The following is a 21,360-nucleotide window of genomic DNA, read 5'->3' as shown; positions in this document are numbered from 1 at the left end:
TTAAACAGCAAAAGGGGCGAACGCCCCTATTGCAAAAATTACCTTTGAATATTCAAATTAATGAACATCTCTCCAGTATTCTTTCTTCAAGAAGAATGCCAGGATGAAGAAGATAACTAAGAAACCAATAACCTTAATACCAATAGCTTCTGACTCTAGGCGAGAAGGCTCACCTACATAAGCTAAGAAGTTTGTCAGGTCACGTGCTGCTTGGTCATATTCATCAACACTCATCTCACCGGTACCATCTGTTTCAGTGCCGACAACTTTAGTCACTGTGTGACCGTGTTCTTCCACTTCTTCAGTGATCGGTGTTGGCAAGCCTTGTAACTCTTGTAGTACGTGAGGCATACCCACCAATGGGAAAACAACGTTGTTCACACCAAATGGGCGAGACTCATCTTTATAGAATGACTTCAAGTAAGTATAGATGTAGTCCGGAGACTTAACACGAGAGATAAGTGTTAAGTCCGGTGGCGCAGCACCAAACCATTTTGCTGCATCATCTTTAGCCATAGAGTTTTTAATATGGCTACCTACTTTTGAACCATCGAAAATAAGCGTTTCTTGACCAATTTCAGTTGGAATACCGATGTCACGGAAAGTACGCTCATAACGCTGATATTGCATTTGGTGACAGCCAAGGCAGTAGTTCATAAATAACTTAGCGCCACGCTGTAAAGATGCTTTATCAGTTAAGTCGTTGTTTGCTTCCATCAAAGGTACTGATGGGCCCGCTGCCATCGATAACGTTGGCAACAATGCGAATAAACCGATTACTAGCTTTTTCATCATTTCGTCAACCTCGTTGGTAGTGGCTTTGTCTTCTCGTTTTTACTGTAGAAGAATAGCAACACGAAGAACATAAAATAAGTTACTGTCGTAATTTGCGACAATAGCGTTTTAAAGTCAGTTTGTGGTGTTGCACCAATCCAACCAAGGATAACGAATGTGACAACAAACTGAGCAATGTTCAACTTATGGAAACCACAACGGTAGCGAATTGAACGAACCGAACCACGGTCAATCCAAGGCAGTAGTGCCAATGCTACGATTGAAGCGCCCATTGCTAGTACACCAATCAACTTATCAGGAATAGCACGAAGGATCGCGTAGAATGGCGTAAAGTACCAAACTGGGAAAATGTGCTCTGGCGTTTTTAGCGGGTTTGCAGCTTCAAAGTTTGGCGCTTCAAGGAAGAAACCATTCATTTCTGGTGCAAAGAACACAATTGCGCAGAAGAAAATTAAGAAGCCAGCAACACCTAAGACATCTTTTACTGTGTAGTAAGGGTGGAATGGAATTGCATCCACAATATCTTTTTTATCCGTGTAGTATTCATGGAATTTAAACTTAGGTTTATCTTCCTCAGCTACAGAGCCTTTCTTGCGCTTGATCTCAACACCGTCAGGGTTGTTTGAGCCTACTTCGTGCAGTGCGACAATATGAAGGAATACTAAGATAACCAGTACTAATGGTAGTGCAATAACGTGTAGTGCAAAGAAGCGGTTAAGCGTTGCACCAGAAATAACGTAGTCACCACGGATCCAAAGCGTTAGGTCATCACCAATTACAGGGATTGCACCGAATAATGAAATGATTACCTGAGCACCCCAGAAAGACATCTGACCCCATGGCAATAAGTAGCCCATGAAAGCTTCAGCCATTAGTGCTAGGAAGATAAACATACCGAACAACCACAGTAATTCACGTGGCTTTTGATAAGAACCGTAGATCATACCGCGGAACATGTGAAGATAGACCACGATAAAGAATGCGGATGCGCCGGTAGAGTGTAGGTATCGCAATAACCAACCATATTCAACATCACGCATGATGTATTCTACTGATGCAAATGCACCTTCAGCAGAAGGTACAAAGTTCATGGTTAGCCAGATACCCGTTACAATCTGGTTTACCAGTACTAGAATGGCGAGTGAACCAAACAAGTACCAGAAGTTAAAGTTTTTTGGCGCTGGGTATTGAGCAATGTGCATATTCCAGACGCGAGTCATCGGAATACGAGCATCGATCCAATCAACAACTTTGCCCACAACGCCCGTATTTGCTGCTTTATCTACATTAACAGACATTATGCAACCCCTTCTTCTTCACCTACCAAAATGGTAGTGTCGTCAATAAAGGTATACGGAGGGATCTCTAAGTTTAGTGGTGCAGGTACGTTTTGGAATACGCGCCCCGCCATATCAAACTTCGAACCGTGACAAGGACAGAAGAAACCACTATCAGTGCCTTCTACTTTTTCACCAAAGCTTCCGTTAAGGAAAGATGGTGAACATCCTAAGTGAGTACAAATCCCAACCGCGACGAAAAGCTCAGGTCGCTTAGAACGGAAACCGTTCTGCGCAGATGCCAACTGCTGTGGCTCTTCAGAGTTAGGATCACGAAGTTGGTCTTCGTGTTGCTTCATTTGTTCTAGCATTTTTGGTGTACGATTAACAATCCAAACTGGTTTGCCTCGCCACTCAACACGAATAAGTTGTCCAGACTCAAGCTTGCTGATATCTACTTCTACAGGCGCACCTGCAGATTTAGCTCGCTCACTTGGATTCCAGGACGCAATAAAAGGAACAGCAGCTCCAACCGCACCAACGCCACCTACAACAGAGGTAGCGATAGTTAAAAAGCGACGTCGGCTGTTGTCTACAGGCGCATTGCTCATCCACTTATCTCCACTTGATTCCCAACACTTGCTATATTGAGAACATCAGTTACAGCAGGTTAATTTAAGAAATTACAAAATAGACGCGATCATAAATAAATACCTTGATTAAAACAAGGTTATTCCAGATCCATGCCCGAATAAACCCGCAGAAAATCATCTATGATTACTTCGAGCATGAAACCGAGTATTTATGATATCGCATCTGACACAACAATATACTGACTAAGATCAACCCCCCGACTAAGGATACGCACCAAATCGCGTGACTGGATCTCAGGTCTTTCTACTTGCTTCGCCAATTGTAGCAAAAAAAACCGCCAAGTTACCGCTCGAATTGCACTAATTATTATATTTATTGAACTTTTTTAACTCGACGCGATATTTTTGAGCAAATAAGTAGGACAAAACGAATTAGATACCTCGTAAATACGAGAGATTGATGTACATAGGAGAAGCTAAAAACAAAAAACCCAGCATAAGCTGGGTTTTTGAATTCTTGAAACGTAATAAATTAACGCTTAGAGAACTGTGTCTTCTTACGTGCTTTCTTAAGACCAACTTTCTTACGCTCAACTTTACGAGCATCGCGAGTAACAAAGCCAGCTTTACGTAGAGCTGGACGTAGAGACTCGTCAAACTCCATTAGTGCACGTGTGATACCGTGACGGATAGCACCCGCTTGACCAGTTGTACCACCACCTGCAACAGTGATGTATAGGTCAAACTTTTCTGTCATTTCAACTAGCTCTAGAGGCTGACGAACAACCATGCGAGAAGTTTCACGACCGAAGAACTCTTCTAAAGAGCGCTTATTGATTACGATGTTGCCAGTGCCTGGGCGTAGGAATACGCGAGCACTTGAACTTTTACGACGACCTGTACCGTAGTATTGATTTGCCATGATAGTGCTCCTTAAATGTCTAGAACCTGAGGCTGCTGTGCAGCGTGGTTGTGCTCGTTACCAGCGTAAACTTTAAGTTTACGGAACATTTCACGACCTAGAGGACCGCGAGGTAACATGCCTTTAACCGCTTTCTCAATGATCATTTCAGGCTTTTTAGCTTGAAGTTTCTCAAAGTTGATAGACTTAAGGCCACCTGGGTAACCAGAGTGAGCATAATACATTTTGTCCTGAGTTTTGTTACCAGTTACAGTAACTTTCTCAGCGTTGATTACGATGATGTAATCACCAGTGTCAACGTGTGGAGTATACTCAGCTTTGTGCTTACCGCGAAGGCGACGAGCGATTTCAGTAGCGATGCGACCTAAAGTTTTACCTTCAGCGTCAACTACGTACCAGTCACGTTTTACAGTTTCTGGTTTAGCAACAAACGTTTTCATTATAAAAATCCAAAGTTTTCAATTTTAAAACCACAGGCAGTCCTTGGACTACCGCTCTACTTGTATTTGCTTTAACCCCTTCGAGTTTAAGACTTTTATGCCGCTCAAGTCAGTGGCTAAGCCGACGAGGGCAATAGAACGCAACGTGGCAGGCCGCGGATTATAGCAAGCCTTCTGGGTGAAAACCAGCGCTTGGTGCTTTTTTCTACAAGAAAATCTGAAGAATTTCGAAAAAAATAGAAAAGGCAAAAAATCCAACGAAATGACGACGTGTGCGTGACAAGGACTCGTTCAAATAGGATGTTTACAAATACCCACACCGAACCAGTCCTCTTAACAAAAAAGTAATTGCCGTTAGGCTAAATGCTCTCTTGCTAAATATTCATGGGATTGCATTTCTTGCAAGCGGCTAATGCAGCGTTTGAACTCAAAATTCAGTGTACCTTCGGTATAAAGTTCAGTAATAGGCGCTGCAGCCGAGATGATAAGCGTCACATTACGCTCATAAAACTCATCGACGAGCGCAATAAAGCGCCTTGCCGCATCATCGTTTTGCTGACCCATTTGCTTCACATTAGATAGAATCACTGTGTTATATAAGCGACTGATCTCCATGTAATCCACTTGCGAACGAGCGGTTTCACATAGCGCAGGGAAATCAAACATAACAATACAATCTGACACCATTCGAGTTTGGATCATTCGACCTTCAATCTCAATCGCTTGTCCGGCTTTACCCGGCTCCGGAGAGAGTTTGTTAAAGTAGTCGAATAAGTTTTCATCCGCTTGTTTATCAAGTGGGCTGTGAAAAATTTCCGCTTGTTCCAACGTGCGCAAGCGATAGTCAATACCCGAGTCCACATTAACTACCTCAGTATTGGCTTTTACCAATTCAATGGCGGGTAAGAATCGTGCACGCTGCAAGCCATTTTTATACAAATCATCAGGCACAATATTCGATGTGGCCACTAACACGATACCGCGCGCAAACAGCGCCTGCATTAATCCACCCAGTAACATGGCATCAGTGATGTCTTGAACGAAAAATTCATCGAAACAGATAATGTCAGTTTCAGATTTGAACGTATCAGCGATGCTTTCCAGAGGGTTTTTCACTTCATTAAGCTTTTTCAGCTCTGCGTGAACACGATGCATAAAGCGGTGAAAATGCACCCGCATTTTACGCTCCGTCGGCAACGCATCGTAAAAGGTATCAACCAGATAAGTTTTACCGCGCCCTACTCCACCCCAAAAGTACAACCCTTTCACTTTTGGCGGCTCAGCTTTACCAAACAAGCGCGAGAAGAAGTTTGGTTTGACCGGGGGCTGATTGATAAGGTCGTCATACAGTCGCTGTAAATGCTTTACAGCATTTTCTTGTGCGCTGTCATATTGAAAATCATCACGTTGTAGATCTTGCTGATATTTTTCCCAAGGCGTCATCGACTTAAATATTTTTTTACGATTTGTTTGTAGGTTATATTAACACGACTGTATTCACAGCGTATATTTAACTCTAACAGAGTTTTAATTTTATTTGCCGTTGAGGCACACAGGGAGAAACCTATGACTACCGTTACTTGGCTTGGATTACTGATCATTGTTGCCATTGCTGCATTCTTTTTAGGTGGCTTTGTAACGAAAAAGCAGTTCAAACACGACGAACTGGAAGTGCAAGCACAACAAGCTAAACACGACCTTGAGCAATATCGTCAAGACGTATCAGATCACCTAGCTAGCACCAAAAAACTAGTAAATAAAATGCAGGATAGCTATCAGCAACTGCTTACCCATGTGGAAGAAACCAACCAACTACTGACACAGGATCGCCCATCTCATCCTGCGGATCCTTTTTTCTCGAAAGAAACCACAGAACAACTACAAGCTTCTCTTCAAGCGCGCCCAGAGAGAAGACGTAAGCAAGACCCAAGTTTTGAAGCTCCACCGAGTGACTATGCCGAAGGTGAAACTGGGTTATTTTCTGGTCAAAAAAAAGAAAGTGAGCAAATTAAAGCCTCTTGATGAAACTTTTTGTTGACCCCATAGTCTTTAAAAGAAGTTATTGATTCTAGGGGCTTGTTAGCAGCCCCTTATGACTTATATTAACGCTAATAGCGGAGTACTTCACGACTATGAAATTTAAACTATCTTTGTTATCGGCCGCTTTACTTTCTTCTAGCTTATTGCTGTTACCGCAGCAAAGCATGGCCAAACTTCCTGTTGCCGTAGACGGCCAACAACTACCAACGCTAGCACCTATGCTCGAAAAGGTCGCCCCGGGCGTTGTTAGTATCCAAGTAAAAGGTGCTAAAGAAGTGCGTCGCCGTGTCGACCCTTTCGACTTTTTCTTTGGACAACCGCAGCCTCGTAGCCAAAAGCGCCCTTTTAGTGGTCTCGGCTCAGGTGTCATCATCGATGCAGATAAAGGCTATGTCGTTACAAACAATCACGTTATTGATGATGCAGACGAAATGCTGGTCACTTTAAAGGATGGCAGAGAATTTGAGGCCAAATTAATCGGTAGCGACGCCGAATCTGATATCGCATTGCTACAAATCGACGGCGAAGACCTAACAGAAATCAAACTCGCTAATTCAGACAAGTTGAGAGTAGGTGATTTTTCCGTTGCTATTGGTAACCCATTTGGATTAAGTCATACCGTCACCTCAGGAATAATCAGTGCACTAGGCCGTAGCGGCTTAAATATCGAAGGCTATGAAGACTTTATCCAAACAGATGCGGCAATCAACCAAGGTAACTCAGGTGGTGCGCTAGTTAACTTAAACGGCGAACTCATTGGTATTAACACTGCTATTTTAGGCGCGTCTGGCGGTAATGTCGGGATCGGCTTTGCTATTCCATCAAACATGATGAAAAACCTAGTGGATCAAATTGTTGAGTACGGAGAAGTTCGTCGCGGTTCATTGGGTATTTTGGGTCGTACTTTAGATGCTGGTCTTGCTAAAGCACAAGGCTTTGATGTCAAGCGCGGTGCTTATGTCATGCGCGTGGTGGAAGATTCAGCAGCGGACAAAGCGGGTCTGAAAGCCAATGATGTCATTGTCAGCCTCAACGGCGACGACATTGAAAGCTTTAATGAACTCCACGGTAAAGTGGCTACGATGGGTGAAGGTCGTGAGGTACGACTTGGTGTCTACCGTGATGGCAAAACCAAGTTTATCGACGTAGAGCTTGGTGGTAAGCAAGAAGAACAGGCGAATGCAGAGGATGTACATCCAAACCTACGAGGCGCGGTACTAGAGAGTGGCGAGCGCAATGGCAATGAAGGTGTCGTCATTACCTCAGTAGAACCTCGCTCACCAGCTGCACGTGTTGGCCTTGAAGAAGGCGATGTGATCATGCAAGTGAATCGCCAACGTGTCACTAGCGTTAAAGATATGTCTAAACTAATTAATGGTATTAAAGGCAATATCGTACTAGGGATTAAACGCGATCGCGAGACGGTTTTCTACCTCATTCAGTAACGAAATCGACAAATATTAAAAATGAAACACAGCGAAACTTGTCGCTGTGTTTTTTTTTGTGTCATTATTAGCAGTATTAGATAACGATAAATATAAGCTCTTGTGTTCAAATTAATTAAATTCATTTTTCCACCGCTGCTTGCCGGACTTGGGATTGCTTTTATCATCATTTGGTTTAATCCTGAGCTGAGGGATAACTTGCCAAAACTTGAGGCCCCACATATTCAGGCCCATCATATGAGTTTTGCTGATGCTGTAGAAAAAACGGCTCCAGCGGTCGTAACGATTTTTTCCGAGGGCTTTAGCAATCAGCCAAGATACCAGCGCCAAAATACGGTTAGAGAGCTTGGCTCTGGTGTTATTATGAGCCGAGATGGTTACATACTGACAAACTATCATGTGGTGAACAATGCCGACCAAATCATTGTACTTCTTCCTGATGGCCGCCAATATAGCGATACGCAACTGATAGGCTATGACACCATCACCGATTTAGCTTTATTAAAAATTCCAGCCGAGAATTTGCCTGTCATTCCTATCGATCACGACTACTCACCACGTGTTGGGGATGTGGTGCTCGCAATTGGTAATCCGTTGAACATTGGACAAACCATTACGCAAGGCATTATCAGTGCAACAGGCAAACAGACACTCACGGAAAGCCAATTCAATAATTTGCTGCAAATGGATGCTGCGATTAATGTTGGTAACTCAGGTGGTGCCGTTGTCAATTCTAATGGCGCACTAGTTGGCATTACCTCTGCACAATTTCGCACACGTTTGAATATTGATATCCAAGGTATCTCTTTTGCGATCCCTTATGATCTTGCACTGGACGTTATGCATAAACTTATTATGGATGGCAGAGTGATCCGGGGCTACCTCGGCTTTAGGGGCACGCCAGTTGATAATACAGGTAAAAGTGTAACGGATCTCTACACACCAATTGTCGGCCTTGCTGTGAGCGAATTAGATCCGTTAGGTCCCGCATGGCAAGCTGGCATGAAAGAGCATGATATTGTGGTTAAAGTAGGTGGAGAACCTGTGACTAATCCGCAAAGGACACTGAAGACGATAGGCAATACCGCGCCCGGTACTAAACTCGAGTTTGAAGTACTCAGGGGTGGTCAGCGCCTCACTATTACGGTGGAAGTCGCTGAACTCGAAACAGGGTTATATTAGGCAAAAAGGTTAAGCAAAAAGCGTCCCGGAAGACGCTTTTCGTTTTTTACCAATTTGCTTAATTATGCTCAGGTTTTACGGCGTTTTATATTTGCACCTAAACGGCTTAGCTTATCTTCTATCTTCTGATAACCCCTATCAACGTGATAGATGCGATCTACGATGGTTTCGCCTGTTGCAACAATACCCGTTAGGATAAGACTCGCTGAAGCGCGTAAATCGGTTGCCATTACCTGTGCACCAGATAACGACTCTGTCTCACCACAGATTGCAGTGTTGCCTTCTAAACGAATATTCGCGCCCATACGCTGTAACTCTGGCACATGCATAAAGCGGTTTTCAAAGATAGTTTCTGTGATTGTCGCGCTACCTTCAGCCACCACATTTAATGCAGTAAACTGAGCTTGCATGTCTGTTGGAAAGCCAGGATGTGGCATGGTTTTAATATTAACGGCTTTCAAAGCGCGTTGACGCATATCCACATAAATACTGTCTTCACTTACCTCAACAATAGCATTGGCGGCACGTAGCTTTTCAAGCACAGGTTCAAGGCTATGATAATCCGTGTTTTTACACAGCACTTCACCTTTTGCCATTGCCGCAGCAACCAAAAAGGTCCCAGTTTCGATGCGATCAGGAAGGATTTTATGCTCACAACCATTAAGACGCTCAACGCCTTCTATCTCAATTCGGCTCGAACCTGCACCGCTGATCTTGGCACCCATGGCAACTAAGCATTCAGCTAAGTTAATAATTTCAGGCTCTCGCGCAGCATTATCTATCACAGTTTTACCATCGGCGAGGGTTGCAGCCATCAGTAAGTTTTCAGTAGCACCAACGCTGACGGTTTCCATAAAGATCTCAGCGCCCCGAAGACGACCTTCGGTTACCGCATGAATATAACCATTCTCAACTTTGATCTTAGCGCCCATTTTCTCAAGGCCTGAAATATGCAGATCGACTGGACGAGCACCAATAGCACAGCCTCCCGGTAGGGATACTTGCGCCTGACCAAATCTTGCGACTAATGGGCCTAACGCCAGTACTGACGCACGCATCTGCTTAACGAGCTCATAAGGTGCAAGCACGCTATTTACCGTTGCACCATTGATTTCTAAGATATCGCCATCCCACTCAACTTCAGCGCCCAGTGTTTTTAATAAGGCTTCTGTGGTACCTATATCGCGTAAGTGCGGTACATTAGAAAAACGGCTTTTACCATCGCCAAGCAGAGCGGCGAATAAAATAGGTAGGGCTGCGTTTTTAGCCCCTGAAATAGTGACTTCACCGGCTAAAGTGGTGCCACCTTGGATAACAAACTGATCCATTGCGGCACTCCGTTATTGTGGAAGAATAAATTTGCGCTCTTTTTGCCATTCATCAGGTGTGAATGCACGAATACTAACAGCATGCATAGTGCCGTCTTTAATAGTATCCATCAGTGGGCCGTAGATCAGCTGTTCTCTTTTCAGCCTTCTTAATCCGTCAAAACACGTTCCAACAGCAATGACTTCGTAGTGACTACCATTAGCTTTAACGATGATCTCGTCAAGCGATAGTGCATCTCTCAATAAAGTTTCGACTTGATTTGTTTCCATTAGACTCACTCAAATAGGGTTGTCACCTGTCCCAACTCCATTAAATTTTGCAGTTGCTCAGGCGTATTTTTCAGCTCGAGACGAATGTCGCGCTGTTTCAATTGACCTAAAGAGTGAATTAACCAAGCTAAGCCCGCGGTGTCAACCCTTGTCACCTCAGAAAGGTTAAAATAGACGGTTGATTGTGCATTTTTCAACACTTGAACGATGGTCGACTGTTTCAGTGCGCTTGGTAAACTCGCTCTCGTAAGTTCACCAGTTAACACGATTTCACCTTTACTTTCGGTGAATGAAATATTAGGCGTCACCATCATCCCCTCTAAATTGCACCGGAAGCTTGCTCTTCTTATCTAACAGTTGGATCACATGTTCAATACCCTGCTGTCGTAAAATACCATGTAGCTCCGATTGTTTGGCATCAAGTAAACTAATGCCTTCCGCCATCATGTCAAAAGCACGCCAGTCACCGTCTTGTCCGCGTCTAACTTTAAAATCGATTTTGATATCAGGCTTACCTGGCTCTACAATTTTGGTCTTAACAACCACCACAGCTTCATTCTCAAATGGGCGATGCTCACCAAACTCTACCTTTTGGTCTTTATATTGAGTAAATACACCAGCATAAGTCGCTACCAAGTAATTTTTGAATACCTCAATAAATTCTCTAATATGCTCGACAGCAGCAGCTTTCTCCTCTTTACTTTCAATGTTGCGAACCTTTTGAATATAAGAACCTAATACACGATACGCAGCATATTTGTAATCAATGTAAGGCAAGAGCTCTTCTTCTACGATAACGCGTAAGTGTTCTTTGTCTTTTTCAATGATGTTTTGCTCTTTCGTAACACGCTGAAACGTTTGCGCCGCAACTTGCTCCACCATTTTATAAGGATCGCTTGAGTCTACTTCTTTCGCCTGAACCAATGCGGTAGCCATCAATGCTACAAACAAAGTCAGACATTTCGCATAGATGTTTTTTAACATATTTACTCGCTCCCTTGATTAAATAGGAACTGACCTATTAGCTCTTCTAATACCAGTGCCGATTTTGTATCTGTGATCATGTCACCGTCTTTTAGCGCTTTTGTTTCCACACCAAAAAGAGACTCAAGATCAACGCTATCTTCACTCGTTACCTCCTGACCAAGACATTTTTGCTTCGCAGATTCAGCAGCAATAACGGGAGAAATACCTAAGTATTGCTCTCCCAAAATGCCCGAAGTCAAAATCGAAACCGACGACGTATCGGAAAACTGACACTCGTAGTTTTTATCTAAACTCATTGAAACTACCGGCACGAACTCTTGTGGATGGATGTGAATTCCATCAACACGACCAATCACAACCCCACCCACCTTAATTGGGGCGCGGATTTTCAACGAGCCTATATTTTCGAACTTAGCATGCAAAGTGTAAGTTTCACCATTGCCGCTTAAGCCTGAATTAGCTACCTTTAGCGCCAACATAACAAATGCAGCAATGCCCAATGCCACGAACAACCCAACTAAAATTTCTATTTTCCGTGTATTCATTTTTAAAACCTTTTAACTTGAGAACATAACCGCTGTTAATACAAAGTCAAAGCCAAGTACAGCCAGTGAAGAATGTACTACCGTCTCTGTCGTCGCTTTACTTATTCCTTCTGAAGTAGGAATACAGTCATAGCCTTTGTATAGCGCGATCCAAGTTACTAATAGTGCAAATACGAAACTCTTAATAAGACCATTTAAGATGTCTTGTTGAAACGACACTTGCGATTGCATAATTGACCAGAAGCTACCTGAATCTACGCCTAACCAATCAACCCCCACCAAGTGTGCGCCTAAAATAGCGATCGCAGAGAATATCAATGCGAGTAACGGCATACTAATAAAACCGGCCCAGAAACGAGGAGCAACCACGCGTTTAAGCGGGTCTATCGCCATCATTTCTAAACTAGATAATTGTTCCGTAGCCTTCATCAAACCGATTTCAGCAGTTAACGCACTGCCTGCACGTCCTGCAAATAAGAGTGCGGTTACCACAGGGCCCAGCTCTCTAAGTAAACTCAAAGCAACCAAAGGTCCAAGGCTATCTTCAGCGCCATACCCAACTAACACGGTATAGCCTTGTAATGCCAATACCATGCCGATAAATAAACCAGACACCATGATAATCAACAATGATTGATGGCCAACCATGTAAAGTTGCTTAATCAACAGCGGCGTGCCTTTTCGGAAATTAGGTAAGCTACATAGCGCACCAAAAAGCATTGTTGTGGCACGGCCAAGTGCAGCAAAACGGCTGAGGGTTTTGTGGCCTAGTTTTTGTAAAAAGTCGACCATACTCACTCTCCTTGCAACAGCGCTTGCTGATAATCAGGCGCTTTAAAGTGGAATGGCACAGGCCCATCCGCAAGGCCCTGTAAGAACTGCTGCACTAATGGCGATTCATGTTCAAGCATCTGCTCAGGGGTTCCTGTACCAATCACACCTTGCTCAGCAATAATAACAACGTGATCGGCAATGCTCAGCACTTCAGTAACGTCATGAGTGACTATCAGCGACGATAATCCCAACACTTCATTAAGGGACTTAATCAAGCGAACTAGAACCCCCATGGAGATCGGATCCTGACCTGCAAACGGTTCATCGTACATAATTAATTCAGGATCAAGCGCGATAGAACGTGCTAAAGCCGCGCGTCTTGCCATACCGCCAGAGAGCTCTGCCGGCATTAAATCTTTTGCACCACGAAGACCAACCGCTTGAAGCTTCATTAGCACCACTAAACGGATTAGTTCTTCAGATAATTCGGTATGCTCGCGTAGAGGAAATGCCACATTGTCGAACACGCTCATATCGGTAAACAAAGCACCGCTTTGAAATAACATACTCATGCGCGTTCGAGCTTGATACAAAGCTGCTCGTGACATGTTAGGGATACTGTTTCCAGCAAAAAGAATATCACCGCTATCAGGCTTAAGCTGACCACCGATTAAACGCAGCATGGTGGTTTTACCAATGCCACTCGGTCCCATTATTGCGGTAATTTTGCCCTTTGGTACAGAAAAGCTCATGTTTTTGTAGATGATCCTTTCACCCCGAGAGAAGGTTACATCCTTGATTTCTACAATTGACTGCGACAAGTCGCTCTCCAGATCCAGACTATATTCATCCAAGTATGATACTTTTTTTTCAAACAAGATGGAAAATCGTTTTGGTAAAATTTTGTAAGTAGTGAAATGTAACGGTTTGCTTATACTTTCCAGAGCGCTTTTGGTAGTATCTATCGAAATTTTAATCCTATTGGCTAGAGGTTCATGGTTTTATCGTTTGTTATTCTCATTCTTGGCTTTATTGCACTGGTTTGGAGTGCTGACCGCTTTGTTTTTGGTGCGGCCGCTCTTGCACGAAACTTTGGTGTGCCAACATTAATTGTTGGTTTAACTATCGTGGCCATGGGTTCTTCAGCACCAGAAATGATGGTTGCTGCGCAAGCCGCTCTTGCAGATAAAACAGACACCGCCGTGGGCAATGCCATAGGTTCTAACATCGCCAATATCTTACTCGTTTTGGGTCTCACCGCGTTATTAAGGCCACTCTCCGTTGGCTCTGGTATTTTGCGCCGCGAAATGCCGCTGTTAGTCATCGTTTCATTGGCAGCTTGGTATATCGTTAGTGATAACCACTTTAGTTTCGTAGAAGGTGTTTTGTTATTAGTCGGTTTCGCCGCTTTTCTTCTTGCACTTATCATTATCACCAAGCGTGGTGGTGGAGATAATGATGACCCATTTGTCAGTGAAGCCTGTGAAGAAGTGCCAAATAATATTCCAACTCAAAAAGCCGTTTTCTGGTTAATCGTGGGTATGATTTTACTGCCTATTAGCGCGGACTATCTCGTTGGCGCCGCGGTTGACATCGCCAAATATTTTGGCATGAGTGACCTGCTAATAGGATTAACCATTATCGCCGTTGGTACTAGTTTACCCGAGCTTGCGGCATGTGTTGCTGGCGTACTTAAAAAAGAAGACGATCTAGCGCTTGGCAATATTATTGGCTCGAATATCTTTAATATATTGGCAGTGCTATCGATTGCTGGGATTATTAACCCATCTGTCCTCGACGCCAATATTGCGTCACGTGATATCTTTATTATGCTTGGCGCGACACTGCTGCTTATCCTAATGAGCCTCAGCCTAACAGGTCAGCGCCGCATCAACCGCTTGGAAGGTGGCATACTTGTCGCAAGCTTCGTCGGTTATATTTACTACATCATTTAAGGAAGCCTTGTGACAACGAACCCATTTATTGATTCTGCAAATCAAGTTTTTGCTACTGAACTTGCAGCAATAGAAGAAGTGCAACAGTTTGTTGATCAACAATTTGTAAAAGCCTGTGAAATTATGTTTGGCTGCCAAGGTCGCATCATCGTGATTGGCATGGGTAAGTCCGGCCACATCGGAAACAAAATCGCAGCGACACTCGCAAGTACTGGCAGCCCCGCATTTTTTGTTCATCCAGGAGAAGCAAGTCACGGCGACTTGGGTATGATCACCAAAGATGATGTGGTTTTGATGATCTCCAACTCAGGGGAAACCCAAGAGGTGATCTCAATCCTGCCTGTGATAAAGCGCTTAGGGGCCCCCGTTATTTCTATGACAGGCAACCCGAGCTCGACAATGGCTCGTAATGCGACGGTTCACCTTTGTGTTAAGGTATCAAAAGAAGCCTGCCCATTAGGACTTGCACCCACGGCGAGCACCACAGCTACGCTAGTGATGGGCGATGCACTCGCGGTTGCGCTACTTGAAGCCAGAGGCTTTACGGCTGATGATTTTGCACTTTCCCATCCAGGTGGTAGTTTAGGAAGACGTCTACTACTAACCGTTGCTGATGTCATGCATCAAGGGGATGCAATCCCTATGGTTAAAAGTCATTGCACAGTTAAAGAAGCTTTATTTGAAATGTCAGCTAAAAGTTTAGGTATGACGGCAATCGTAGATGAAAGCTCGCAATTGCAAGGTATTTTTACCGATGGCGACTTGCGCCGTATTATCGAACAAAAGATCGATATTCACACCACCCCAATCACGCAAGTTATGACGGCTAAAAGTACGACGGCACGCGCCGATATGCTCGCAGCAGAGGTACTCAATATCATGGAAACCAAACGAATTAATGGCTTGATTGTGGTAAACAAAAACAACATACCGGTTGGCGCCTTGAATACGCAAGATTTACTTAGAGCGGGGGTGCTGTAATGCAATTTGAAGATTTATATCAGACGATTTCAACTGAAGCTTGGGAAAAAGCAAAACAAATCAAATTATTGATTTGCGATATTGATGGCGTATTCTCAGATGGACGTATATACCTTGGTAACAATGGTGAAGAACTGAAAGCATTTAATACCAAAGACGGGTTTGGTATTAAAGCCTTGATTGATAGTGGTATCGAAGTCGCCGTTATCACAGGTAGACATTCACAAATAGTTCAGCAACGCATGACTAGTTTAAATGTAACTTATATTTACCAAGGCCAAGAAAACAAGTTAGTGGCATATGATGAATTGAAGACTAAGCTCAACCTTAGTGATGACGAAATTGCATATATTGGCGATGATGGTCCAGACCTACCCGTAATGGAACAGGTCGGTTTTGCCGTTGCCGTCAATGATGCACATCCTCTTGTCAAACGTATCGCCCACTACACCACTTTGATGCCTGGTGGTTTTGGTGCTGTGAGAGAACTGACTGATCTTCTAATGCTCAGCCAAAATCACTTATTGACTTCCAAAGGATCAAGTACATGACCGTATTGCGTGTCATCTTACTCATTGTTTTCGCTTCAATAATGGTATGGATGTGGTCGCCCATGTTTAATCCATCAGAGGCGGACTCAGCAAAAGAAGATGAACCGTTAGCTAAGCCCGATTATGTTGCAACCACACTTCAGCAAACGACCTATAGTGAAAATGGCTTATTAAACTATCAGGTAACTGCTGATAAGATGGAGTTGTATCAAGATCTTGGCTTTAGTCACTTTGAAAAGCCTATTTTCACCTTATATAACGGTGAGCAAAATTGGCAAATAAGTGCATTAGAAGCAACACTGTACGAAAACAATACCTTGATATTAGAGGGCAATGTGCTGGCAAAGAATTTAACGCCTAACGCCATGATCACCGATATCAATGCCGATAATGTAAGAGTTGAAATTAAGCAAAAATTGATGAAGTCGGAACACCCTGTCGTTATCACGGGTCCTAGTCTTAGGATCACGGGTAAAGGACTGCATGCGGATCTACAAAAGCAAGTGATCGAACTCATCAACCACACAAAGACAATTTATTATGACCAGTAAAATCATTAACAAACTAGTTTTCATCGGCTTGCTTGCAAGTTCTACTCTAGTAATTGCTGCAGAACAAAATGAAGTCATTATTGATGCTGGCCGTCAGCAAGCTCAACTGCAAAGCAACATCGGTATTTTTGAACAGAATGTTGTTATTATTCATGGCAACAGAAAAATAAATGCCGATCGCCTAGAAGTCCATCGCCGCGCGGAGCTTGGTACTAACAAGCAACTGCTTGTTGCAACTGGCAGCCCAGCTATTTTCAGCGAACGTCAACCTGATGGTAATTTGCTAGAAGCCAAAGCAAACGAAATTCGCTACGACGTTGCGAAAGGCACCTTAGTCATTTCTGGCGATGCGGAAATCAATCAAACTGGGCAAAAAATCAATGCTCAGGTCATCACCTATGACATTGAAAAGCAACTGATCAGTGCTGAGCGCTCAGACCAAGAAGATTCCCGTGTAAGAACCATCCTTGTTCCTGTTGATGACAAAAAAGACGCAAAAGATAAAAAAGCGCAGGAAGAAGGTAACAATTAATGAGCGAGCTCAAAGCAACTGGTCTAGCAAAGAGTTATAAAGGCCGCCAGGTCGTCAAAAATGTTGGCTTAAGTGTTCAAGCTGGCAGCATTGTAGGCTTATTGGGCCCGAATGGCGCAGGTAAAACCACGACCTTTTATATGATTGTAGGGTTAGTACCAAGCGACAAAGGTTTTATTCAGATTGATGACGAAGATATCACTTTGCTACCAATGCACAGCCGCGCGCGACTTGGTATTGGTTATCTACCGCAAGAGTCTTCGATCTTTAGAAAACTCACGGTCTATCAAAATTTGATGGCGATTTTAGAAACTCGAAAAGACTTATCTAAAGTTGAAAGAGAAGCTGAACTAAACGAGTTACTGGATGAGTTTAATATCCAACACATTCGCGACTCACAGGGCATGGCATTGTCGGGAGGCGAAAGAAGACGCGTAGAAATTGCTCGCGCTTTAGCCGCTAACCCTAAGTTTATCCTGTTAGATGAACCTTTTGCTGGTGTTGATCCTATTTCGGTGTTAGATATAAAGACAATCATAGAGCACCTAAAAAACCGCGGTATCGGTGTGCTAATCACCGATCATAACGTTAGAGAAACACTGGACGTATGTGAAAAAGCCTACATCGTTTCACATGGTGAGTTAATCGCTGCAGGCACGCCAGAACATGTTTTGGCAGATCAAACCGTAAGAGATGTCTACCTAGGCGAACAATTCAAGCTATAGTTAAGACGTAGTATTAATAACTGTTAAAAAGGATTGTTAGAGATACATGAGGCAATCATTACAGCTGCGCATGGGGCAGCAACTTACAATGACTCCACAACTGCAACAAGCCATTCGCTTGCTGCAGCTTAGTACATTGGATCTGCAACAAGAAATACAAGAAGCATTAGACAGCAATCCATTGTTGGAAGTGGAAGAAGGTGATAATACTGACGGCGAAAACACTGACCAACACAGTCAAGAAAAGAGCAGTGCTGACGACAATCAAGATTCAAGCGATGAAGTGCAGGTTAGTGACTATGAGATAGACTCAGATACAGCCATGAGCAAAGACACGGTGAGCGATGACCTCGCCATGGATGTCACTTGGGACGAGTATATGAGTGCAGCGCCCGCTGCAAGCTCAGGCCCACTTCCCGATGACGATAATGTTTATCAAGGGGAAACCTCTGAATCTCTCCACGACTATCTCATGTGGCAACTTGAGCTGACACCATTTAGTCCAACAGATAGAGCGATTGCGATTGCGATTATTGAAGCGGTCGACCTGTCAGGCATTTTAACACTGTCTTGCGAAGACATTTTAGAAAGCATTAATGATGAGAGTAGCGAAGAGCCTATTGAGCTGGATGAAGTCGAAGCCGTGCTCAAACGTATTCAGCTTTTCGATCCTGTCGGTATCGCAGCGCGTAGTTTACAAGAATGCTTGTGTATTCAGCTAAATCAATTCGCCCCAGATACGCCATGGATTGCCGAAACGAAAATGATCCTGACAGAGCATATCGACTTGCTTGCCAGCCGTGACTATCGAACTTTGACTAAGAAAACACGCCTTAAAGAAGCCGATCTCAAAGAGGTCATGACGTTAATTCATAGTCTTAACCCAAAACCAGCGGCAAGCATTATTCATGAAGAGCCTGAATATGTGATCCCTGACGTATCGGTGAAAAAAGTAAAAGGTCGTTGGGTCGTAGAGCTAAATCCTGATGCTATGCCTAAAATAAAAGTAAACGACCATTATGCTGCGATGTCTAGAACAGCGAAATCCAGTACAGATAGTCAGTTTATTCGCTCACATTTACAAGAAGCGAAGTGGTTTATTAAAAGCTTAGAAAGCCGAAATGATACTTTATTAAAAGTTACCAATTGCATTGTGCAACAACAACAGGCATTCTTTGAACATGGCCCCGAAGCAATGCGCCCTATGGTGCTAAATGATGTTGCTGAAATGGTTGAGATGCATGAGTCCACAATTTCCCGTGTGACAACACAAAAATACATGCATACACCTCGGGGAATATTTGAGCTGAAGTACTTCTTCTCTAGCCATGTAAGTACAGAAAATGGAGGTGAGTGCTCTTCTACAGCAATTAGAGCACTTATCAAAAAGCTGATAGCTGCAGAAAATACCGCGAAACCATTGAGTGACAGCAAAATTGCAGATATCTTAGCTGAGCAAGGAATTAAGGTAGCGAGACGTACGATTGCAAAATATCGTGAATCCCTAGCCATTCCACCGTCAAATCAGCGTAAAAGCTTGATATAAGACGTAAAAACCAAGAAGGAAAAATGCTTATGCAACTAAATCTAACTGGTCGCCATGTAGAAATTACTGACTCATTAAGAGACTATGTCACCAACAAGTTTGCGAAGCTAGAAAGGCACTTTGATCATATCAATAACGTGCATGTGATCCTTGATGTCGAGAAGCTAGTACAAAAAGCAGAAGCAACATTACACGTAAACGGCGGCGAGCTATTTGCATCAACAGAGCATCAAGATATGTATGCCGCAATTGATGGCCTTATCGACAAGCTAGATCGTCAAGTTATTAAACACAAAGAGAAGCTCACTCGACACTAAGATGAAATTAAGTGAATTGGTGAACAAGGACTGCAGTAAAGCTGCGGTCCTTTTTAATAGCAAAAAACGTATTTTAGAATACATCAGCGAACTGGCTCATAGCCAAATTCCAAATACCAGTCAGCATGCTATCTTAGACGCTTTAATGGCGCGAGAGAAATTAGGCAGCACAGGGATCGGTAAAGGTATTGCCATTCCTCATGGTAGACTTGAAGGTTTGGATAAAATCCTTGCAATGGTGCTTGTTAGCGAGCAAGGGATCCAGTTTGAAGCCATAGATAAGCAGCCTGTCGATATTTTTGTCGCGTTCATCGTACCCGAAGGTGATAATCAACAGCACCTGAAGACCTTAGCGGCGATTGCTGATACACTCAAAGACAAGTCTTTTTGCAAAATGCTTAGGCAAGCAAAAAGTGATGACGAGTTATATGCAGTGATCCAAGGTGAACTTGATGAGTGATGAAGAAAAAGGACTCGAGCTTATCATTATCAGTGGCCGCTCAGGCTCTGGTAAATCTGTAGCGCTTCGAGTATTGGAAGACTTAGGCTACTATTGTGTAGATAACATTCCAGTCAATTTACTGCCGTCTTTAGTCCGCAGCGTTTCCGACAATTATAATAAAATTGCAGTCAGTATTGATGTTAGAAACTTGCCTAAAGAACAGGACGAGTTTAATGACATTCTTGAATACTTGCCTGGTTTCGCCAAACCTACCCTGTTTTATTTAGACAGTGACGATCAAACCCTGATAAAACGCTTCTCAGAAACACGCCGTTTGCACCCTCTTTCACTACATAATCTTCCATTAGATGTTGCGATAAAGAAAGAACGGGAATTGTTAGACGTGTTGATCACACGCGCTGATTTTCTCATTGATACTACAGGCCTGAGCGTTCATCAACTTGCGGAAGATATCCGCGAAAAAATCTTAGGTAAGAAAGACAAACAACTCATTATTACCTTTGAATCTTTCGGCTTTAAACACGGCATCCCAAAACAAGCGGATTACGTTTTTGATGCGCGCTTTTTGCCCAACCCACATTGGGAGCCTGAGCTTAAGCCGCTAACTGGCCTAGATCAGCCAGTCAAAGACTATTTGTCGAGTCACAGCATCGTGCAAAAGTTTACTTGGCAGATCCAAACCTTTGTACAAACTTGGTTACCACACTTAGAGCGTAATAATCGCAGTTATCTAACGATCGCAATAGGATGTACTGGTGGACAACATCGCTCGGTATACTTAGCGCAAACCATTGGCGAGCGATTTGCAAAAACCCATCCCAACGTCAAAATTCGCCACCGTGAGCAAGAGGGTTAAATGTTAGAAGATACGTTTTTAATCCAGAACAAGCTCGGCCTGCACGCTCGAGCAGCGACGGTTCTTGCGCAATTAGCGACCCAATTTGATGCCGAAGTGACCTTATATCAAGGAGACAAAAGTGCTGCTGCTGACAGCGTACTAGCGCTGTTGTTACTTGAAAGCAGCCAAGGAAAAGAAGTACGAGTGGTTTGTGAAGGTCCCGATGCTCAGTATGCACTAGACGCCATTGGTGGACTAATAGAAAATAAATTTAATGAATCCGAGTAACTTGGGTTACTAGCG

The 21,360-nt window shown here is 43.5% G+C and carries 27 protein-coding genes; 14 read left to right on the top strand and 13 right to left on the bottom strand.

Translation table 11 applies throughout. From position 1 onward, the window contains the following. Positions 1-57: 57 nt before the first annotated feature. The 6 genes from NO992_RS05930 to zapE form a co-directional block, all read right to left on the bottom strand. Positions 58-795, bottom strand: a complete 738-nt coding sequence (locus NO992_RS05930; protein WP_029215832.1) for a cytochrome c1 — start codon at positions 793-795, stop codon at positions 58-60. After that, complete coding sequence (locus NO992_RS05925) at positions 792-2,093, bottom strand: cytochrome b N-terminal domain-containing protein (protein ID WP_017219050.1); 1,302 nt, start codon at positions 2,091-2,093, stop codon at positions 792-794. Before NO992_RS05925 ends, NO992_RS05930 begins: the two co-directional genes overlap by 4 nt. Next, positions 2,093-2,683, bottom strand: a complete 591-nt coding sequence (gene petA, locus NO992_RS05920; protein ID WP_010376697.1) for a ubiquinol-cytochrome c reductase iron-sulfur subunit — start codon at positions 2,681-2,683, stop codon at positions 2,093-2,095. Before petA ends, NO992_RS05925 begins: the two co-directional genes overlap by 1 nt. A gap of 514 nt (positions 2,684-3,197) precedes the next feature. After that, on the bottom strand, positions 3,198-3,590 hold the full coding sequence (rpsI, locus tag NO992_RS05915) for a 30S ribosomal protein S9 (RefSeq protein WP_161796706.1): 393 nt from the start codon (positions 3,588-3,590) through the stop codon (positions 3,198-3,200). 8 nt (positions 3,591-3,598) lie between these two features. Then, positions 3,599-4,027, bottom strand: a complete 429-nt coding sequence (gene rplM / locus NO992_RS05910) for a 50S ribosomal protein L13 (protein ID WP_010376694.1) — start codon at positions 4,025-4,027, stop codon at positions 3,599-3,601. Between the two features lie 354 nt (positions 4,028-4,381). Then, the gene (gene zapE, locus NO992_RS05905) at positions 4,382-5,470 is read right to left on the bottom strand and encodes a cell division protein ZapE (protein WP_305777470.1); all 1,089 of its coding nucleotides are present in this window, start codon (positions 5,468-5,470) and stop codon (positions 4,382-4,384) included. A gap of 123 nt (positions 5,471-5,593) precedes the next feature. On the opposite strand from zapE, the gene NO992_RS05900 reads away from it, so the two are divergent. The 3 genes from NO992_RS05900 to NO992_RS05890 all read left to right on the top strand — a co-directional run bounded on the left by NO992_RS05900 (position 5,594) and on the right by NO992_RS05890 (position 8,694). Further along, the gene (locus tag NO992_RS05900; RefSeq protein ID WP_010376689.1) at positions 5,594-6,049 is read left to right on the top strand and encodes a YhcB family protein; all 456 of its coding nucleotides are present in this window, start codon (positions 5,594-5,596) and stop codon (positions 6,047-6,049) included. 110 nt (positions 6,050-6,159) lie between these two features. Then, a complete protein-coding gene (locus NO992_RS05895; protein ID WP_010376687.1) occupies positions 6,160-7,512 on the top strand; it encodes a DegQ family serine endoprotease in 1,353 nt (450 codons plus the stop codon). Positions 7,513-7,614: 102 nt separating this feature from the next. Further along, positions 7,615-8,694, top strand: a complete 1,080-nt coding sequence (locus NO992_RS05890) for a trypsin-like peptidase domain-containing protein (protein ID WP_010605926.1) — start codon at positions 7,615-7,617, stop codon at positions 8,692-8,694. Positions 8,695-8,762: 68 nt separating this feature from the next. Here NO992_RS05890 and murA read toward each other — a convergent pair whose 3' ends face one another. The 7 genes from murA to NO992_RS05855 are packed head-to-tail and all read right to left on the bottom strand — an operon-like array spanning position 8,763 to position 13,419. Continuing rightward, entirely contained in the window at positions 8,763-10,022 is a 1,260-nt protein-coding gene (murA, locus tag NO992_RS05885) for a UDP-N-acetylglucosamine 1-carboxyvinyltransferase (RefSeq protein WP_017219046.1), read from the bottom strand. Between the two features lie 12 nt (positions 10,023-10,034). After that, the gene (locus NO992_RS05880; protein WP_010376682.1) at positions 10,035-10,292 is read right to left on the bottom strand and encodes a BolA family protein; all 258 of its coding nucleotides are present in this window, start codon (positions 10,290-10,292) and stop codon (positions 10,035-10,037) included. A 5-nt stretch (positions 10,293-10,297) separates the two neighbouring features. Beyond that, on the bottom strand, positions 10,298-10,603 hold the full coding sequence (locus NO992_RS05875) for a lipid asymmetry maintenance protein MlaB (RefSeq protein WP_010376680.1): 306 nt from the start codon (positions 10,601-10,603) through the stop codon (positions 10,298-10,300). Next, positions 10,590-11,276, bottom strand: coding sequence for a phospholipid-binding protein MlaC (locus NO992_RS05870; protein ID WP_010376677.1), 687 nt, complete (start codon positions 11,274-11,276; stop codon positions 10,590-10,592). The genes NO992_RS05875 and NO992_RS05870 overlap by 14 nt, the downstream gene beginning before the upstream one ends. Positions 11,277-11,278: 2 nt before the next feature. After that, positions 11,279-11,824, bottom strand: coding sequence for an outer membrane lipid asymmetry maintenance protein MlaD (mlaD, locus tag NO992_RS05865; RefSeq protein ID WP_371375115.1), 546 nt, complete (start codon positions 11,822-11,824; stop codon positions 11,279-11,281). Between the two features lie 12 nt (positions 11,825-11,836). After that, positions 11,837-12,616 carry a lipid asymmetry maintenance ABC transporter permease subunit MlaE gene (gene mlaE / locus NO992_RS05860; protein WP_010376675.1) on the bottom strand — a complete coding sequence of 260 codons (780 nt, stop codon included), beginning with the start codon at positions 12,614-12,616 and terminating at the stop codon, positions 11,837-11,839. Between the two features lie 2 nt (positions 12,617-12,618). Continuing rightward, positions 12,619-13,419, bottom strand: a complete 801-nt coding sequence (locus NO992_RS05855) for an ATP-binding cassette domain-containing protein (RefSeq protein ID WP_010376674.1) — start codon at positions 13,417-13,419, stop codon at positions 12,619-12,621. A 174-nt stretch (positions 13,420-13,593) separates the two neighbouring features. Here NO992_RS05855 and NO992_RS05850 point away from each other — a divergent pair, with 174 nt between their 5' ends. The 11 genes from NO992_RS05850 to NO992_RS05800 are packed head-to-tail and all read left to right on the top strand — an operon-like array spanning position 13,594 to position 21,345. After that, positions 13,594-14,553, top strand: coding sequence for a calcium/sodium antiporter (locus NO992_RS05850; RefSeq protein ID WP_010376669.1), 960 nt, complete (start codon positions 13,594-13,596; stop codon positions 14,551-14,553). A gap of 9 nt (positions 14,554-14,562) precedes the next feature. Beyond that, positions 14,563-15,534: a KpsF/GutQ family sugar-phosphate isomerase gene (locus NO992_RS05845; RefSeq protein ID WP_010376668.1), complete on the top strand. Its 972-nt coding sequence runs from the start codon at positions 14,563-14,565 to the stop codon at positions 15,532-15,534. Continuing rightward, positions 15,534-16,085 carry a 3-deoxy-manno-octulosonate-8-phosphatase KdsC gene (gene kdsC / locus NO992_RS05840; RefSeq protein WP_010376667.1) on the top strand — a complete coding sequence of 184 codons (552 nt, stop codon included), beginning with the start codon at positions 15,534-15,536 and terminating at the stop codon, positions 16,083-16,085. The genes NO992_RS05845 and kdsC overlap by 1 nt, the downstream gene beginning before the upstream one ends. Beyond that, positions 16,082-16,636 (top strand): LPS export ABC transporter periplasmic protein LptC, encoded by a 555-nt coding sequence (gene lptC / locus NO992_RS05835; RefSeq protein WP_010376666.1) that lies wholly within the window; start codon positions 16,082-16,084, stop codon positions 16,634-16,636. The genes kdsC and lptC overlap by 4 nt, the downstream gene beginning before the upstream one ends. Continuing rightward, a complete protein-coding gene (lptA, locus tag NO992_RS05830) occupies positions 16,626-17,168 on the top strand; it encodes a lipopolysaccharide transport periplasmic protein LptA (protein ID WP_010376665.1) in 543 nt (180 codons plus the stop codon). Before lptC ends, lptA begins: the two co-directional genes overlap by 11 nt. Next, positions 17,168-17,893: an LPS export ABC transporter ATP-binding protein gene (lptB, locus tag NO992_RS05825; protein WP_010376664.1), complete on the top strand. Its 726-nt coding sequence runs from the start codon at positions 17,168-17,170 to the stop codon at positions 17,891-17,893. The genes lptA and lptB overlap by 1 nt, the downstream gene beginning before the upstream one ends. 46 nt (positions 17,894-17,939) lie before the next feature. Next, positions 17,940-19,439, top strand: coding sequence for an RNA polymerase factor sigma-54 (locus NO992_RS05820; protein ID WP_253105401.1), 1,500 nt, complete (start codon positions 17,940-17,942; stop codon positions 19,437-19,439). Positions 19,440-19,468: 29 nt separating this feature from the next. Further along, complete coding sequence (gene hpf / locus NO992_RS05815) at positions 19,469-19,756, top strand: ribosome hibernation promoting factor (protein WP_010376661.1); 288 nt, start codon at positions 19,469-19,471, stop codon at positions 19,754-19,756. Between the two features lies 1 nt (position 19,757). Next, a complete protein-coding gene (ptsN, locus tag NO992_RS05810; protein WP_010605936.1) occupies positions 19,758-20,216 on the top strand; it encodes a PTS IIA-like nitrogen regulatory protein PtsN in 459 nt (152 codons plus the stop codon). Further along, entirely contained in the window at positions 20,209-21,075 is an 867-nt protein-coding gene (gene rapZ / locus NO992_RS05805; protein ID WP_010605937.1) for an RNase adapter RapZ, read from the top strand. The genes ptsN and rapZ overlap by 8 nt, the downstream gene beginning before the upstream one ends. Next, entirely contained in the window at positions 21,076-21,345 is a 270-nt protein-coding gene (locus NO992_RS05800; protein ID WP_010376658.1) for an HPr family phosphocarrier protein, read from the top strand. Positions 21,346-21,360: the final 15 nt, after the last annotated feature.

The organism is Pseudoalteromonas sp. DY56-GL79, from assembly GCF_041414765.1.
Taxonomy (GTDB): Bacteria; Pseudomonadota; Gammaproteobacteria; order Enterobacterales; family Alteromonadaceae; genus Pseudoalteromonas; species Pseudoalteromonas piscicida.
This window is presented reverse-complemented; position numbering and strand designations above follow the sequence as displayed.